Annotated in this window: 16 protein-coding genes; 13 read left to right on the top strand and 3 right to left on the bottom strand. The window is 69.8% G+C overall.

Annotation, left to right across the window (positions count from 1 at the left end):
- The 3 genes from JX283_RS05625 to JX283_RS05615 form a co-directional block, all read left to right on the top strand.
- Positions 1 to 544: GDP-mannose 4,6-dehydratase (locus JX283_RS05625; RefSeq protein ID WP_204829703.1), on the top strand; the 544-nt coding region annotated here is incomplete at its 5' end.
- Positions 537 to 1,592 carry a polyprenyl synthetase family protein gene (locus tag JX283_RS05620; RefSeq protein ID WP_239652488.1) on the top strand — a complete coding sequence of 352 codons (1,056 nt, stop codon included), beginning with the start codon at positions 537 to 539 and terminating at the stop codon, positions 1,590 to 1,592. The genes JX283_RS05625 and JX283_RS05620, both read left to right, overlap by 8 nt.
- A 57-nt stretch (positions 1,593 to 1,649) precedes the next feature.
- Positions 1,650 to 2,570, top strand: coding sequence for a peptidoglycan-binding protein (locus tag JX283_RS05615; RefSeq protein ID WP_204829702.1), 921 nt, complete (start codon positions 1,650 to 1,652; stop codon positions 2,568 to 2,570).
- A gap of 83 nt (positions 2,571 to 2,653) precedes the next feature.
- Here JX283_RS05615 and JX283_RS05610 read toward each other — a convergent pair whose 3' ends face one another.
- The 3 genes from JX283_RS05610 to JX283_RS05600 form a co-directional block, all read right to left on the bottom strand.
- Positions 2,654 to 3,172 carry a PTS glucose transporter subunit IIA gene (locus JX283_RS05610; protein ID WP_204829701.1) on the bottom strand — a complete coding sequence of 173 codons (519 nt, stop codon included), beginning with the start codon at positions 3,170 to 3,172 and terminating at the stop codon, positions 2,654 to 2,656.
- Positions 3,173 to 3,231: 59 nt separating this feature from the next.
- Positions 3,232 to 4,599: a PTS transporter subunit EIIC gene (locus JX283_RS05605; protein ID WP_204829700.1), complete on the bottom strand. Its 1,368-nt coding sequence runs from the start codon at positions 4,597 to 4,599 to the stop codon at positions 3,232 to 3,234.
- Between the two features lie 30 nt (positions 4,600 to 4,629).
- A complete protein-coding gene (locus tag JX283_RS05600; protein ID WP_204829699.1) occupies positions 4,630 to 5,559 on the bottom strand; it encodes a sugar phosphate isomerase/epimerase in 930 nt (309 codons plus the stop codon).
- A 247-nt stretch (positions 5,560 to 5,806) separates the two neighbouring features.
- On the opposite strand from JX283_RS05600, the gene JX283_RS05595 reads away from it, so the two are divergent.
- The 10 genes from JX283_RS05595 to JX283_RS05550 all read left to right on the top strand — a co-directional run.
- Positions 5,807 to 6,547, top strand: coding sequence for a DeoR/GlpR family DNA-binding transcription regulator (locus tag JX283_RS05595; RefSeq protein WP_204829698.1), 741 nt, complete (start codon positions 5,807 to 5,809; stop codon positions 6,545 to 6,547).
- 280 nt (positions 6,548 to 6,827) lie between these two features.
- On the top strand, positions 6,828 to 8,210 hold the full coding sequence (glmU, locus tag JX283_RS05590) for a bifunctional UDP-N-acetylglucosamine diphosphorylase/glucosamine-1-phosphate N-acetyltransferase GlmU (RefSeq protein ID WP_204829697.1): 1,383 nt from the start codon (positions 6,828 to 6,830) through the stop codon (positions 8,208 to 8,210).
- A gap of 12 nt (positions 8,211 to 8,222) precedes the next feature.
- Positions 8,223 to 9,221, top strand: coding sequence for a ribose-phosphate pyrophosphokinase (locus JX283_RS05585; RefSeq protein ID WP_239652487.1), 999 nt, complete (start codon positions 8,223 to 8,225; stop codon positions 9,219 to 9,221).
- 421 nt (positions 9,222 to 9,642) lie between these two features.
- On the top strand, positions 9,643 to 10,176 hold the full coding sequence (gene pth / locus JX283_RS05580; protein ID WP_204829705.1) for an aminoacyl-tRNA hydrolase: 534 nt from the start codon (positions 9,643 to 9,645) through the stop codon (positions 10,174 to 10,176).
- A 110-nt stretch (positions 10,177 to 10,286) separates the two neighbouring features.
- Complete coding sequence (locus JX283_RS05575) at positions 10,287 to 11,150, top strand: MurR/RpiR family transcriptional regulator (protein ID WP_204829696.1); 864 nt, start codon at positions 10,287 to 10,289, stop codon at positions 11,148 to 11,150.
- Between the two features lie 222 nt (positions 11,151 to 11,372).
- Complete coding sequence (murQ, locus tag JX283_RS05570) at positions 11,373 to 12,302, top strand: N-acetylmuramic acid 6-phosphate etherase (protein ID WP_204829695.1); 930 nt, start codon at positions 11,373 to 11,375, stop codon at positions 12,300 to 12,302.
- On the top strand, positions 12,299 to 12,658 hold the full coding sequence (locus JX283_RS05565) for a PTS lactose/cellobiose transporter subunit IIA (protein ID WP_204829694.1): 360 nt from the start codon (positions 12,299 to 12,301) through the stop codon (positions 12,656 to 12,658). The genes murQ and JX283_RS05565 overlap by 4 nt, the downstream gene beginning before the upstream one ends.
- A gap of 353 nt (positions 12,659 to 13,011) precedes the next feature.
- Positions 13,012 to 13,326 (top strand): PTS sugar transporter subunit IIB, encoded by a 315-nt coding sequence (locus tag JX283_RS05560; RefSeq protein ID WP_204829693.1) that lies wholly within the window; start codon positions 13,012 to 13,014, stop codon positions 13,324 to 13,326.
- 33 nt (positions 13,327 to 13,359) lie between these two features.
- Positions 13,360 to 14,733: a PTS sugar transporter subunit IIC gene (locus JX283_RS05555; protein WP_239652486.1), complete on the top strand. Its 1,374-nt coding sequence runs from the start codon at positions 13,360 to 13,362 to the stop codon at positions 14,731 to 14,733.
- Positions 14,734 to 14,804: 71 nt separating this feature from the next.
- A partial coding sequence (locus tag JX283_RS05550) for a BadF/BadG/BcrA/BcrD ATPase family protein (protein ID WP_305082427.1) occupies positions 14,805 to 15,301 on the top strand: 497 nt, incomplete at its 3' end.

Here is a 15,301-nt window from a genome sequence, read left to right as displayed (position 1 = left end):
GGTCCTCACCGACCTCACCGTGGCCGACCCCGAGTGGGACGTCGTGCTGCTCCGCTACTTCAACCCCATCGGCGCCCACCCCTCCGGCCTCATCGGCGAGGACCCCAAGGGCATCCCCAACAACCTCGTGCCCTACGTGGCCCAGACCGCTGTGGGCAAACGCGAGGCCGTCCATGTCTTCGGCGACGACTACCCCACCCCCGACGGCACCGGCGTGCGCGACTACATCCACGTGTGCGACCTGGCCGCCGGCCATGTGGCCGCCCTCGCCTGGATGAACGGGCGATGCGGCGTCGAGGTGTTCAACCTGGGCACCGGCGTGGGCTCCTCTGTGCTCGACGTCGTCAAGTGCTTCTCCGAGGCCTGCGGCCACGAGATCCCCTACGTCGTGGAGGCCCGCCGCGCCGGCGACGTCGCCGAGAACTACGCCGACTGCGCCAAGGCCGGGCGCGAGATGGGCTGGAAGGCCCGCTACGACCTCGCCGACATGTGCCGCGACTCCTGGAACTGGCAGTCCAAGAACCCCGACGGGCTCGGTGCCTGACGTGGCGCCCGCCTCCCCGTCCGCGGCCGTGCCCCAGGCGTTCCCCGACTACGTGGCCGCGCGCCGCGACGCCGTGGACGCCGAGCTCGCGGCCGCCTACGCGCTCGTCCCCACCGACGACCTGCGCCGCTACCTCTACCGCCCCCTCCAGGACTTCTCGGCCCACGGCGGCAAGCGCATCCGTCCGGCCCTCGTGCTCATGGGCTGCGCCGTCACCGGCGGCGACGAGTCGGCGGCCATGCCCGTGGCGGCGGCCGTGGAGCACTTCCAGAGCGCGGCGCTCATCCACGACGACATCGCCGACGAGTCCGAGACCCGCCGCGGTGTCCCCTGCCTGCACCGCTCCGAAGGGGATGGGCTGGCGATCAACGCCGGCGACCTCTCCCTCGTGGAGAGCTTCGCCTGCGTGGCCGACGACACGCGCGTGCCCGCCGCCTGCCGCCACGCCGTCATGGTGGAGCTCTGCGAGATGATGATGCGCACCGTCGAGGGCCAGGCCCTCGACCTCGGCTGGGCCCGCGACGGCCGCTGGGACGTGACCTGCGAGGACTACCTGGCCATGGCCACCCTCAAGACGGCGCACTNCTCGGCCGCCTCGCCGCTGNCCCTGGGCGCCNTGGTGGCCGGGGCCCCGTCGGCCCAGGTGGACGCCCTGCGCTCCTTCGGCCTCGACGCCGNGCTCGCCTTCCAGNTCCAAGACGACGTCCTCAACGTCGTCGGCGACCCCGCCGCCCAGGGAAAGGACTTCCGGAGCGACATCACCGAGGGCAAGCGCACCCTCATGGTCTGCTGGGCCCTGGGGCACGGCACGGCCGAGCAGGCCTCCGAGCTCCGGCGGATCCTCGAGTCGGGCACGTCCGACCCCGCAGGTCTCTCACGCGCCGTCTCCATCCTCGAGGCCACCGGCGCCGTGGACCACGCCCGCGCCTATGCCGCGGACCTCGCGGACCGCGCCGNCACGCGCCTCGAGGACGCGGGGCTCGTGCCCGGCGAGGCCCTCGACGCCCTCCTGGCCATGCCCTCGTTCTTCGTCTCCCGCACCGCCTGACACCGCCCGGCCCGCCCGGGCACCGCACCACGCACCACCTGTACAAAAAGGAGCACCATGGATCCAATCAAGGAAGGGATGGACGGCATCGCCGTGGAGGACGTGCAGGACCGTCTCGTCTCCCTCGGCTACGCCATCGCCCCCGACGAGCGCGATGCCGAGCGCTTCGGCCCCTCCACCGCCGAGGCGGTCCTGGCCTTCCGCCGTGCCCACGGCCTCGAGGCCGGGCGCGACGTCGACGCCACCATGTGGTCGTCCCTCGTGGACGAGGGTTACCACATGGGCGACCGCACCCTCTACCTGCGCCTGCCCAACTTCAAGGGCAACGACGTCCGCACCATGCAGAACGCGCTGTCCATCCTCGGCTTCTCCTGCGGGGAGATCGACGGCTGCTTCGGCGCCCACACCGAGGCGGCTGTCAAGCAGTTCCAGGACAACGTGGGCATGCTGGCCGACGGCATGTGCTTCCAGGACACGTTCCAGGCCATCTGGCGCCTCTACCACGTGTGGGGCGGCAAGGAGGCCCAGGGGCCGGTGCCCCAGGCGGGCATCGGCTTCGCCCGGGCGGCCTCCGTGCTCGAGGACAACGACCTGGCCCTGTTCGCCGACGGGCCCATCGCCCGCACGGTGGCCGGCCGCATCTGGAACCTCGCGAGCGCCACGAGCGAGGACTCCGGCCTCGCCCTCTACAACAGCCTCGACGAGGTGCCCGGGGATGTGACCGCCATCNTCGAGCTCGTCTGCGACGACCCGGAGGCCCAGCCGGGCGTGACCTCCGTGCACGTGGACCGCTGCGGCGACNACCTCCCGCGGCGCCTGCGCACCTCCCTGGCCGCCAGCCGGCACCGCCCGCCCTACGTGCGCATNCAGCTGCCGGCCGACGCCAACGAGTACGACGGCAGCTTCACGAGCAACCGCGCCCAGATGATCGCGAGCGTGATCCTGGACGCTGTCTGCGCGGCCTTCGAAGAGGCGTAGAGAACCCGGCATCGGGAGAAAAAGGCGGGACCCCCTCCCCTTCCGGGGCGGGGGTCCCGCCTCTCTTATCGGCCCGACCCGGGCTACCGGACGAGGGCGACGACCCGCTCCCCTGCCCTGACAGGGCCCGGGGCCACCGGCGTGACGGCGCCGTACTCGGCGGAGTTGGAGACGAGCACCATCACCTCGTCGGGATGGCCGGCCGCCGCGATGGCGTCGGGGTCGAACCCCAGCAGCGGCTGCCCCGCCCTCACGGCATCGCCCTGGGAGACGTAGGCCGTGAAGCCCTCCCCCTCCATGGCCACGGTGTCCACGCCCACATGCACGAGGACCTCCGTGCCGTCTGCCGTCTCGAGCCCGACGGCGTGGCCGGAGCCCACCAGGGCGGCCACAGTGCCGTCCACGGGCGAGAAGACCGTCCGCCCGCTCGNCCTCACGGCGAGCCCCTGCCCCAGGAGCCCCTGGGAGAACGCGTCGTCGGGGACGTCCGCGAGAGCGACCGCCTCACCGTCGACCGGCGAGAGCACAGTCAGGGGCTCCCAGTGGCACGGCACCGCGTCGGGCCTCGCCGGCCCTTTCTTGAACCTGTCAAAGAGACCCATGGCCTCTCCTCTCTGAAAAATGGGGTGCCCGCCCTGCGGGACGGGCACCCGGACGGTCGCTACACCAGCTTCTCGTCCTTCTTGCAGAAGGCGTACCCGAGCACCGCCCCGAGCACGGTGGAGATGCCGAGGCCGATCATGGCGTTCACGAAGTTCATCATGTCGGCCGAGATGAAGGCGGGGAAGGTCACCACGGAGCCGAACACGAAGGCGGTGGTGTGCACCTGCAGGAGGCCGAGGACCGCGCCGCCCACGGCGCCCGCGACTATCTGGGCCAGGAAGAGGCGCTNGTTCTTCACAAGCAGGCCGAAGAGCGTGGGCTCGATGAAGGCGGAGAGCACGATGGTGATCACGCCGGTGAGGGAAAAGCTCTTCACGTCGCGGTCCTTGGCCTTGAGGAAGACGCCGAGGGCGACGCCGATGACGGCGAAGTTGCAGGCGAAGGTCATGGGGCAGATGTAGTCCATGCCATTCTGCGCGANGTTGTTGATCATGATGGNGTTCACGGCCCNGTGCATGCCCACGGAGACGAGCACCGACCAGCCGCCGCCCACCACGGCGCCGGCGACCATGCCGGACACACCGAGGAGCCAGTTGACGCCCGCGGCGATGACCTCGCCGCCGTACACGCCGATGGGGCCGATCACGATCATGGTCAGGGGGACCATCACGACGAGCGACACGAGGGGCGTGACGACGAGCTGCAGGTCCTCCGGCACCTTGGAGTCGAGAAGCTTGAAGAGGTGGCTGTAGACCCAGATGGCCAGGATGATGGGGATGACGGTGGAGCTGTAGTTCATGAGCACGACGGGGATGCCGAAGAAGTCGCCCATGGCGCCGTTGCCCACGTCGCCCATGAGGCCCAGGAAGTCCGGGTAGATGAGGGCCGCGCCGATGAGGGCCGAGATGTAGNGGTTGGCGCCGAAGCGCTTGGCCGCGCTCACGGCGAGGAGCACAGGGAGGAAGTAGAACNCGGCCATCGACGCGGAGTAGAGGATCGTGTAGGTGCTCGAGCCCTCCGTGATCCACCCCAGCTGGGTGCACAGGATCAGGAGGCCGCGGAGCACGCCGGAGCCGGCCAGGGGGGCCAGAAGCGGCGAGAAGATCGCCGAGATGGCGCTGAACACATTGGTGACGGGGCTGCCGCCCTCGTCGACGGCCACGGCCGTCTCGGCGGCGCCGCCCGTCACCAGCGGCTGGAACCGCTCGTAGAGCTTGGGCACGTTGATGCCCACGAGGATCTGGTACTGGCCCGACCCGTGGGCCACGTTNGGGATGCCGTCNAGGGCGCGGATGGCGTCGTCGTCGGCCAAGGACTCGTCCTTGAGGATGAGGCGCAGGCNCGTGGCGCAGTGGGAGACGTTCGCGACGTTCTCGGGGCCGCCGACGTACTCGAGGATCCTCTCGGCCGTCACTTTGTAGTCCATCGTGGTTTCCTCTCTCCGTTTCTCCGGGGCTCACTTCATGAAGGCGTCGAGCACGAGGCGGCTCACGCCCACGCCGTCGTTGGCGTCCACGGCGGCCTGGATGCGGTCGAGGCCCAGGCGGTCGATGGTCTCGTCGATGCGGCGCACCATGGCGACGNTGGCCGCGCACTCGGCGGCCGCGCGCTCGCGCTTGGGGAAGGTGTCGAAGTAGACGGCGTGGTCGAAGCCGTGCTTCTTCACGTAGTAGAGGAACTCGAGGGTCTGGGGCAGGGTGACGGTGCCCACCATGAGGCCGTCGTCGAAGCGCCCGTAGCCGTCGTTGNGGTGGACGCCGAAGAGGCGCCCCCTGGAGCCGAGGATGTCGGCGCCGTACGCGGGGTTGTCATGCTTCATGAGCATGTGGCAGTAGTCGAGGGTGGCGCCGATGTTGGGGCGGTCGATCTCGTCGATCATGGCGAGCACGAGCCCGAAGCTGTCGATGAAGGCGAAGGAGCGCTCCTCGAAGGGCTTGTACTCGATGGAGAAGAGCACGTCGGGGGCGTAGTCGCAGAGCTCGCGGAAGGCCGAGGCGACGGCGTCCCACATGCGGCGGTAGTCGGCCTGGAAGGGGTAGTCGAAGCCGTCGAAGCCCAGCCAGAGGGTGACCACCCTGCCGCCGATGGCACGGCAGTAGTCGGTGCCCTCCTTGGCGAGGGCGAGGGCGTCGGCGGCGACCGCAGGGTCGGCGTTGCCGAACTCGCCGTTGAGGAAGTGCCTGCGGAAGCGCACCGCGACGCCGTTGGCCTCGAGCCCGTTGGCGTCGAGCATGGCCTTGAGGTCGGCCGCGAGCAGGCCCTCCACATGCTCGGGATAGTTGAAGTCGCAGTGGGTGAGGCCGAGCCCCGAGAACTCCTGGAGCACGGAGGCGAGGTCGCCGTCCGCCTCCGAGAGGAACGAGTTGATGCGGGTGGCCAGTTTCATGGGGCGTCTCCTTCTCTTCCGTCAATTCCTGTCAACCACATTCATTCGCGGTCGTTGAGAAGAACTATACCGTCACAAACTTTCACTCAGAGTTGGAAACTGTCATTTCCTGTCATGCAAGGTCATTCCATGGGATGAACGGTAGGTAATCTCCCGCGAGCGGTAGATTTCNNTCATGGACGGTCATGTACAGTCATAGACAGTCGACCACCGGGCCGAGAAGGCCCCNTCGGGAACACGAGGGCCCATGATCCCCTACAAGCGTCAGCAGACCATCCTCGACCTCCTCTCCCAGGAGGAGGTCGTGCGCTTCTCCGACATACAGGAGCTCCTGCCCGAGGTGTCGGAGTCGACGCTCCGGCGCGACGTGCGCGAGCTCGAGGCGGACGGCANGCTCCAGCGCCTGAGCGGCGGCGCCGTGAAGGCCGCCGNCGGCCCCCGCGAGACACCCATCAGCGNCAAGGCGGNCATCCACGTGGGTGAGAAGCGCGCCATCGCGGCGGCGGCGGCCGCCCTCGTGGANGACGGCGAGACGGTCTACNTGGACNCCGGGTCCACCTGCTCGGCCCTGCTCGCCCTCCTCATGGCGAGGCCGGTCACGGTGGTCACCACCAACGCCGACGCGTTCTCCCTCGCAGGTGCCGACCCCTGCGCCACCCTCGTGATGCTGGGCGGCATCCTGAGCCCCGACCTCTCCTCCGTGTACGGCCCCATGACCGAGGAGAACGTCGGGCGCTTCGTGTTCGACCGGGCGTTCCTGGGGGCCAACGGCGTCGACGTCAGGTTCGGGGTCACCACGCCGAGCATGCAGGAGTCCAACAAGAAGCAGGTGGTGGCCGAGCACGCCAAGGAGACCTACGTGCTCGCCGACTCCTCCAAGTTCGGGGAGGTCCTAAACGTCAGGGTGCTCCCGCTGGACCGNGTCACGGTCGTCTCCGACCGCAGCGACCCCGCGGNCGNCGCCGAGACGCGCGTCATCACNGCCTGAGCCTCCAGCACCGCCGACGATACGTGCATGAAAAAAGGCCGCCGGCGGTTGCCGGGCGGCCTGCCGCGCGCTGGCGGNGNCAGAGGGATTCGAACCCCCATAACTGGTACCANNAACCNGGGTCCTGACCGTTGGACGATGCCCCTGTGGGAGGCAAGTGTACCACGGGCTCCCCACGGCCTCNCCGAAGCGGCTCCTATCTGCGTTATCATGCAAGGCGTTCATGCATCTGTGCCGCGAGTTCAACGGCCGCGGCCCGTTGCCCAGGAGGCACCCTTCTATGGCATTCACCGCCATCGTCCTCGCCGCCGGCGAGGGCACCCGCATGAAGTCCAAACACCCCAAAGTGGCCCACAGGATGCTCGGCCGTCCCCTCGTGGTCTGGGCGGTCGAGGCCGCCCGCCAGGCGGGCGCGGACCGCGTCGTCGTGGTCGTGGGCAACGGCGCCGAGGAGGTCAGGGAGCTCCTCGCCGACGAGAACGTCGAGTGCGTGCTCCAGGGCGAGCGCCTCGGCACCGGCCACGCACTCAAGGTCGCCCTCGACGAGACGGGCGTCGCCTCGGGGTGCGTGGCCGTGCTGTACGGGGACACGCCCCTCGTGGAGCCCTCCACCATCGCCGCCCTCACCGACCAGGTGACCGACGGCGGCCGCGCCGCCGCCGTGCTCACCATGGCGCCCGAGGACCCCACCGGCTACGGCCGCATCGTCCTCGACGACGCCGGCGAGGTCGTGGCCATCGTGGAGCACAAGGACTGCACCNAGGAGCAGCGCGCCAGCCTCACCGAGTGCAACTCCGGCGTCTACGCCTTCGACGGCGCCCAGCTGGCCGCCCACATCGGCGAGATCGGCAACGACAACGTCCAGGGCGAGTACTACATCACCGACATGGTGGAGATCCTCAAGGGCCACAGCCTCTCNGTCACCGCCGTGCACGTGGAGGACGACACCGAGATGCTCGGCGTCAACTCGCGCACCCAGCTCGCCGAGGCCACCAAGGTCATGCAGCGCCGCATCAACGGCCGGCTCATGGCCGAGGGCGTCACCATGCTCGACCCCGACCTCGTGTGGGTGGGCCCCGGCGTCACCGTGGGCCGCGACACCGAGCTCCTGCCCGGCACCTACCTGTGGGGCTCCACCTCCGTCGGCGAGGACTGCGTCGTGGGCCCCGACTCCCGCCTCACCGACACCTCGGTGGGCGACCGCTGCACCGTCGACGAGACCGTGGCCGAGGGCGCCCTCATCGAGAACGACGTCTCCTGCGGCCCCCGCGCCTACCTGCGCCCCGGCACCCACATGCTGGACGGCNCCAAGGCCGGCACCCACGTGGAGATCAAGAAGTCNNCAATCGGGCGCGGCTCCAAGGTCCCGCACCTCTCCTACATCGGCGACACCGCCATGGGCGACGACGTCAACGTGGGGGCCGGGTCGATCACCTGCAACTACAACGGCTACGAGAAGAACCCCACCACCATCGGCGACCGGGCCTTCNTCGGCTCCAACACCATGATGGTGGCCCCCGTGAACCTGGGCTCCGACGTCATAACCGGGGCCGCCAGCTGCATCGTCGAGGACGTTCCTGACGGCGCCCTGGGCATCGCCCGGGCNCGTCAGACCAATGTCGAAGGGTACGCCGCCAAGCGCGACGCCAGCCGAGAGTCGTAGAGAAAGGCGACCATGAACCAGGATCAGGACCTCAACAAGATCACACCGATGACCAAGCGCTTCAAGCTCTACACCGGTTCCAGCAACCCGGTGTTNGCCCAGCGCATCGCCGACCTGCTCGGCGTCGAGCTCTCGGGGCTCCTCCTCGAGAAGTTCGCCAACGGCGAGATCTACGCGCGCTTCGACGAGTCGGTGCGCGGGGCCGACGTCTTCTTCATCCAGTCCATCGTGGGCGCCAACGTCAACGACATGATGATGGAGACCCTCATCACCGCCGACGCCGCCCGCCGCGCCTCCTGCCNCACCTTCACGGCGGTCATNCCCCACTACGGCTACGCCCGCCAGGACCGCAAGGCAGCCCCCCGCGAGCCCATCACGGCCCGCCTCGTGGCCAACCTCCTCGAGACCGCCGGCGTCGACCGCGTGGTCACCCTCGACCTCCACCAGAACCAGATCCAGGGCTTCTTCAACATCCCGGTGAACCACATCACCGCCATGCCCCTCTTCGGCGAGTACTACAACGCCATGGACTTCNACACCGACGAGCTCGTGGNGGTCTCACCCGACGTGGGCCGCGCCAAGGCCGCCAANAAGCTCTCCGACATGCTCGGCTGCTCACTGGCCATCGCCCACAAGGGNCGCCCCAAGCACNNCCAGGCCGCCGTCNCCGGAATCATCGGCGACATCAAGGGCAAGACCTGCATCATCAACGATGACATGATCGACACCGCCGGCACCCTCTGCGCCAGCGTCCGCGAGCTCAAGAAGCTCGGCGCCGGCGACATCTACGTCTGCGCCACCCACGGCATCTTCTCGGGCCCCGGCGTGGAGCGCATCGAGGACGCCCCCATCGTGGAGTGCGTGGTCACCGACGCCGTGCCCCTGGACCCCGCCTGCCACGACGGCAAGATCAAGACCATCTCGGTGGCCGACGAGTTCGCCGAGTGCATCCAGCGCATCTACAACGAGGTGAGCGTGAGCGGCATGGTGGGCGCCGACATGAACCTCTAGGGTCGGCGACCTCGCCCCCCGAGTATGGGACCCTGGCCCCGCCCCCGTCTCCCTCAGGAGGGGACGGGGGCTTTCTGTGTCTCCCGGGCGCGGGCAGGCACCGACCGGCCGGGTTCGGCCCCGTGCCCCACGGTGGCGGCCGCAGCTCCGGGCCCGTGGCACCGCCATAAAGGCCAGCCGCGCCACGGCGGCGAGGAGCCATCCCCGTTTTGCCAGAAGGCCGCGCCACGGTGGCGCGGAGGGCAACGGCACCGGGCCCATGGCGGCCCCGCCTCCCCGCAATGGCGCCGTGGGCCATACTGGACACGTCACCTCCTCGACAGCAAGGAGCACCATGGCAGCAAGGAACCACGACCAGGCCCCCACCGGCGGCAAAAGGCCCCGGGGGGCCAACCCATCCAAGGCACCCGTGCCCATCGGCATGGTCGTGGGGCTCGGCAACCCCGGGGACGAGTATGCCGAGACCCGGCACAATGCCGGCTTCCAGGTGGTGGACCTCCTCGCCGAGCGATGGGGGGCCGGCTATTGGAAGCAGGATGCCGGCGCCCTCGTCGCCCCCTGCACCGTCGAGGGGCAGACGGTGCTCCTCGCCAAACCCCAGAGCTTCATGAACACGAGCGGCGGCCCCGTCTCCAAGCTGGCCCGGGAGCACCGGGTGCAGCCCGAGGGTATCCTCGTGGTCCACGACATGCTCGACATCCCCGCAGGTGCGGTCAAGTACAAGGCGGGCGGCGGCCTCGACGGCCACAACGGCCTGCGCTCCATCGCCGACAAGCTCAAGACCCGCGACTTCAAGCGGGTGGAGGTGGGCATCGGGCGCCCGCCGNGACGCATGGACCCGGCCGACTTCGTGCTGAGGACCCTCAAGGGCAGNTTCCTGGAGGAGTTCGGGCTCACGGTGGCCGACGCGGCCGACCTGGGGGAGCGGGAGCTCAGGCGGCAGGGGCAGGCCTGAGCCCCGTCGACGCCGCCCATAACGCCACCGTGGCGCGGCCGCACCCCCGTTTTGCCGAGACACCCCGCCACAGCGGCGCGTCGTCGCCCGCATACCGCCCGGAGAGGCCCATGGAGATCAGCGGCACCAACTTCAAGCTGGAGGAGTACCTGCGCTATGCGAGCCCCGCGGAGGCCCCCGTCATCGAGTACGTGGTGGGCGACGTGGAGCGGGCGGCGGGCCTCACCGTGCGCTCCATGGCCGANGCCACGGGCGCATCGGTGTCCACCATCATGCGCCTGGTCCACAAGCTCGGTTACAGGGGTTACCGCGACTTCCAGCAGGCCCTGATCTACGACCTCGCCGTGCGGCGCCGCTCGGCCCGGGCCTCCATGGGCGACGTGGGCCGGAGCGACTCCACCCGGTCGGTGATCCACAAGCTCAGCAGCCGCACCGTCCACGCCCTCGACGCCACCGCCGTGGCCCTCGACGTCTCGGCCGTGGACCGGGCGGCCTACCTGGTGGGCCACGCCAAGAACGTGGTGCTCTTCGGCATGGGGGCGTCCCAGATCGTGGCCGAGGACCTNGGCCTCAAGCTCCTCCGGGCCAACATCCCGTGCACCTGCAACGCCGACTGGCACGCCCAGCTCCTCGCCGCCAAGAACATCGGCCCCGACGACGTGGCCGTGGCCTTCAGCTACTCCGGGGAGACCCGCGAGGTGGTGGAGTGCGCCCGACGCTGCAAGGAGGCCGGCGCACCGGTCATCTCGGTCACGGCGGCCGTGAGCGGCCACGGGCTGCTCCCCTACACCGACGTCGCCCTCTGCGTCGCCGCGAGCGAGCACNGCCTGAGGAGCGGCGCCATGGCCAGCCGCATCGCCCAGCTTCACGTGGTGGACATCCTGTTCACCGTGGTGGCCCTGCGCGACTACGACGCCGCCTCCCAGCGCTTTGCCGGCAACTACCACCACAAGGCCCTCGGGGAGGCCGAATAGGGGCACCGCTCGGGGCACCTGGGCCCATGCTGTGAACTCAAANTGGAATAGCACCACCCTCCCATTCTGCCGACGGTAGCGCTCTGTCGGCAGACGGCCTTNNCCGGCCCTTCTTTTTTCCATGGCGCGGTACAAAGACGTCATTTACCGATGGCAAGACNNACACCTTGTGAGAACGGCGACGATAGGGGGCGACAGAAAGCGACAACGAAGGGAGGAGCTTTGGTCGATCTCGAATCCCTCGTGACCGAGAGTCCCAACCCCGCGACATCCGACCTCGACACCATGAGCCCCCTGGAGGTGGCCCGGGCCATGAACCGGGAGGACCGGGAGGTGGCCCGGGCCGTGGGCGAGGTGCTCGACCGGGTNGCNCAGGCCATCGCCTGGGGCAGGGACGCCCTGGCCGCCCAGGGGCGCATCGTCTACGTGGGGGCCGGCACGTCGGGGCGCCTCGGGGTCCTCGACGCCGTGGAGTGCCGCCCCACCTTCGGGGTGCCCGACGGCGTGGTGGTTGGCCTCATCGCCGGGGGCGCCCCGGCATTCACCCAGGCCGTGGAGGGGGCGGAGGACGACGAGGGCCTCGGCGCCTCCGACATCGACGGGCTCTCGGTGGGCGCCTCCGACATGGTGGTGGGCCTTGCCGCCAGCGGGCGCACCCCCTACGTGGCCGGTGCCCTCCGGCGGGCCCGGGAGCGCGGGGCGCGCACCGTGGCCGTGGCCTGCACCCGCCCCTCCCTCATCGGCACCATGGCCGGGCTCGCCATCGAGGTCTCCTGCGGCCCGGAGGTGCTCACCGGCTCCACCCGGCTCAAGGCCGGCACGGCCCAGAAGATGATCCTCAACATGATCTCGACGGGCTCCATGGTGGGCACGGGCAAGGCCTTCGGCAACCTCATGGTGGACGTGCAGCCCACCAACGAGAAGCTCCGGGCCCGGGCCCTGTCCATCGTGGAGCAGGCCTGCGGCACGGACGCCTCCCGGGCGGAGGCGGCCTTGGAAGACGCCGGCGGCATGGCCAAGCCGGCCATCGTCTCCATCCTCGCCGATGTCGACGCCAAGACCGCCGACACCCTGCTCGCCCAGGCCTCCGGCGACGTNCGCCGGGCCAAAGCCCTTGCCCAAGACACCCGACAGGAACAGGAGATGCGATGAACCAGGAGACCGCGCTCGAGAAAGCCTTCGCCATCGTGGCCATCGGCGGCAACGCCAAGGGGGAGGCCTACGAGGCCCTCGCGGCAGCCGAGGAGGGGCGCTTCGACGAGGCCGACAAGGCCCTCGCCCAGGCAGAGCAGGACCTCGTGGACGCCCACAACATCCAGACCGAGTTCATCCAGCGGTCCGCCGCCGGAGAGGACATCCCCCTCGCCATGATCTTCGTCCACGCCCAGGACCACCTCATGTGCGCCCTCGAGGCCCAGTCGCTCATCGGGCACCTGGTGGCTCAGGCCAAGCGCATCGACGCCCTGGAGCGGCGCGTCGAGGCCCTCGAGGGGCACGACCGTGGCTAGGGCGGCCGGCACGCCGGACCTCGCCCGCCGCTGGCTCGGGGAGACCGACTACGACATTCCCCGCTTCGGCTTCGTGAGCGCCGCCGTGGTCACCGCCTCCCTCGTCATCGCCGTCTTCGTCGTCCCGGCCCTCACCGCCCCGCTGGCCCCGTCCCTCCCGCTGGCCACGCCCGTGGCCCAGGGCCTGCTCGTGGGCTTCTCCGTGGCCGTCATGGAGTTCTTCCACGAGAACGACCGCGGGCCCTGCCCCGGTTTCTGGTTCGTGGCGGCGGCCCTCTCTGCGGCCCTCGCCGNTGTGTTCTGCGTCCTGTTCGTCTGACCCGCACCCCAGCCGTCAAGGAAAGGAGCATGTCATGAAGGTTCTCGTCGTCTGCTCGGGAGGCATGTCCTCCACCATCGCCGAGGACGCCCTGAGGAAGGAGGCGGCCAAGCGCGGCCTCACCCTCGAGGTGGCCGCCTGCGGCACCTCGGCCCNCGAGGACGAGCTCAAGGAGGGCTACGACGCGGTTCTGGTGGCGCCCCAGGTGCGCCACCGGTTCAAGGAGCTCGCCGCCACCTGCGAGGCGGCCTCCGTGCCCGTGTGNCTCATCCAGCCCATGGCCTACAGCCCCATGGGCGGCCCCAAGCTCTTCGCGCAGCNCGCCGAGCTTCTGCCCGACCTGGCCTAAGGCCTTCGCCACCCACGACCCTAAGGAGTACCCATGGCCGCATTCGAGTCCATGTCCACCTGGATCGACGAGCANCTCGCCGGCCCCATGGCCCGCGTGGCCGAGCAGAGGCATCTACGTGCCATCCGCGACGGCATCGTCTCCACCCTCCCGCTCATCATCGTGAGCTCGTTCCTCATGGTCATCGCCTTCGCCTACAACCAGATGCCCGCCGACTGGGCCCTGGCCGCGTGGCTCAAGGCCAACGCCGTCAAGATCCTGCTGCCCTACCGCATGTCCATGTACATCCTGTCGCTCTACGCCTGCTTCGGCATCGGCTACTCCCNGGGCCGCTCCTACAAGGTGGACGGCCTCATGAGCGGCCTACTGTCGGTCATGGCCATGCTGCTCACCATCGTGCCGGTGATGATGCCCGACCTCGACGACGCCATCAACGCCGCCCTGGCCGCCTCCCCCCTGGCCGACGCGGGCTTCCCCGACGCCATGGCCGCCGTCAACGGCGCCTACGTCATGAACATGAACTACCTGGGCACCGGCCAGCTCTTCGTGGCCATCATCGCCGCCTTCGCCGCGGTGGAGATCTACCGCCTCTGCGTGCAGCACAGGCTCACCATCAAGATGNCGGCCCAGGTCCCCGAGGCCGTCTCCAATTCCTTTGCCGCCCTCATCCCCACGGCCATCGTCTTCTTCCTGTTCTCCGCGGTGTGCATCTGGGGCGGCTTCAACATCCACGACTTCATCACCGCGCTGATCATGCCCCTGGTCTCCGGCGTCNACACCCTGGGCGCCGCCCTGGTGGTGGTCTTCCTCGAGATGCTCTTCTGGTTCTTCGGCATCCACGGCAGCTCCGTGGTCTACTCCATCGCCCGTCCCCTCTGGCTGGTGNTNCTCGATGAGAACGCCGCCGCCTACGCCGCCGGCACCGCCCTGCCCCACGTGGTGTCCGAGCCCTTCTTCCAGTGGTTCGTCCAGATAGGCGGATCCGGCTGCACCATCAGCCTCGCCATCCTGCTGCTGTTTGCCTCCCGTTCCAAGTACGGCAAGATGATGGGCAAGGCCACCATCGTGCCCGCCGTCTTCAACATCAACGAGCCCCTGATGTTCGGCGTGCCCCTGGTGCTCAACCCCACGATGATGATCCCGCTCATCCTGGTCCCCGTNGTCNACGTCCTGATCTCCTACCTCTGCCTGTCGGTGGGGCTGGTGGGCCGGTTCGTGGGCGCCATCGTCCCCTGGACGCTGCCCGGGCCCGTGGGCGCGTTCCTGGCCTGCGGCGGCGACTGGCGGGCCGCCGTGCTCTCCGTGGTGCTCATCGCCGTCGGCGTGGCCATCTACTACCCGTTCTTCCGCGCCTGGGAGAAGCAGGTCATCGCCGAGGAGAAGGCCGACGAGGCCGAGGCCGCCTAGGCCGAGACGACCCATCGCCCGACGAAACCCATGGCCCGGCCCCGGCCGGGCCTTCTCCGAGAGGACCATCCATGTACGTGGCAACGGTCGACGCCGGGGGGACCCGGACACGCTTCGAGCTTCGGGGGCCCGACGGCACGGTGAGGTGCTCCCATGCCGGCACCACCNGCCACCCGGCCCAGGTGGGCCTCGACGCCATGGCCCGCATGCTGCGCGAGGGCGTGGAGCGCGTGGCCTCGGCCGCGGGGGCGCCCATGGCGTCCACCGCGGTCTCCCTGGGCGTGGCCGGCTATGGTCCCGGCCGCGAGGGGGCCGTCGAGACCGCCCTGGAAGACGCCTTCGGCGACGCGGCGGCGCTGCTCGTGGCCAGCGACGCCGAGGTCGCACGGGTCGGCGCCCTGGGAGGTGCCGACGGCGTGCTCGTGGTGGCCGGGACCGGGTCTATCGCCGTGGGCTCCTTCGACGGGCTCCCGGTGCGCGTGGGCGGCTGGGGCTGGCCCGTGGGCGACGAGGGGTCCGGGGCCTGGCTGGGCCGCGAGGCGGTGGGCCTGGTCCTGCGCCGCCACGT

The sequence above is a fragment of the Olsenella sp. CU969 genome (assembly GCF_905219715.1).
Classification (GTDB): Bacteria; Actinomycetota; Coriobacteriia; order Coriobacteriales; family Atopobiaceae; genus Granulimonas; species Granulimonas faecalis.
This window is presented reverse-complemented; position numbering and strand designations above follow the sequence as displayed.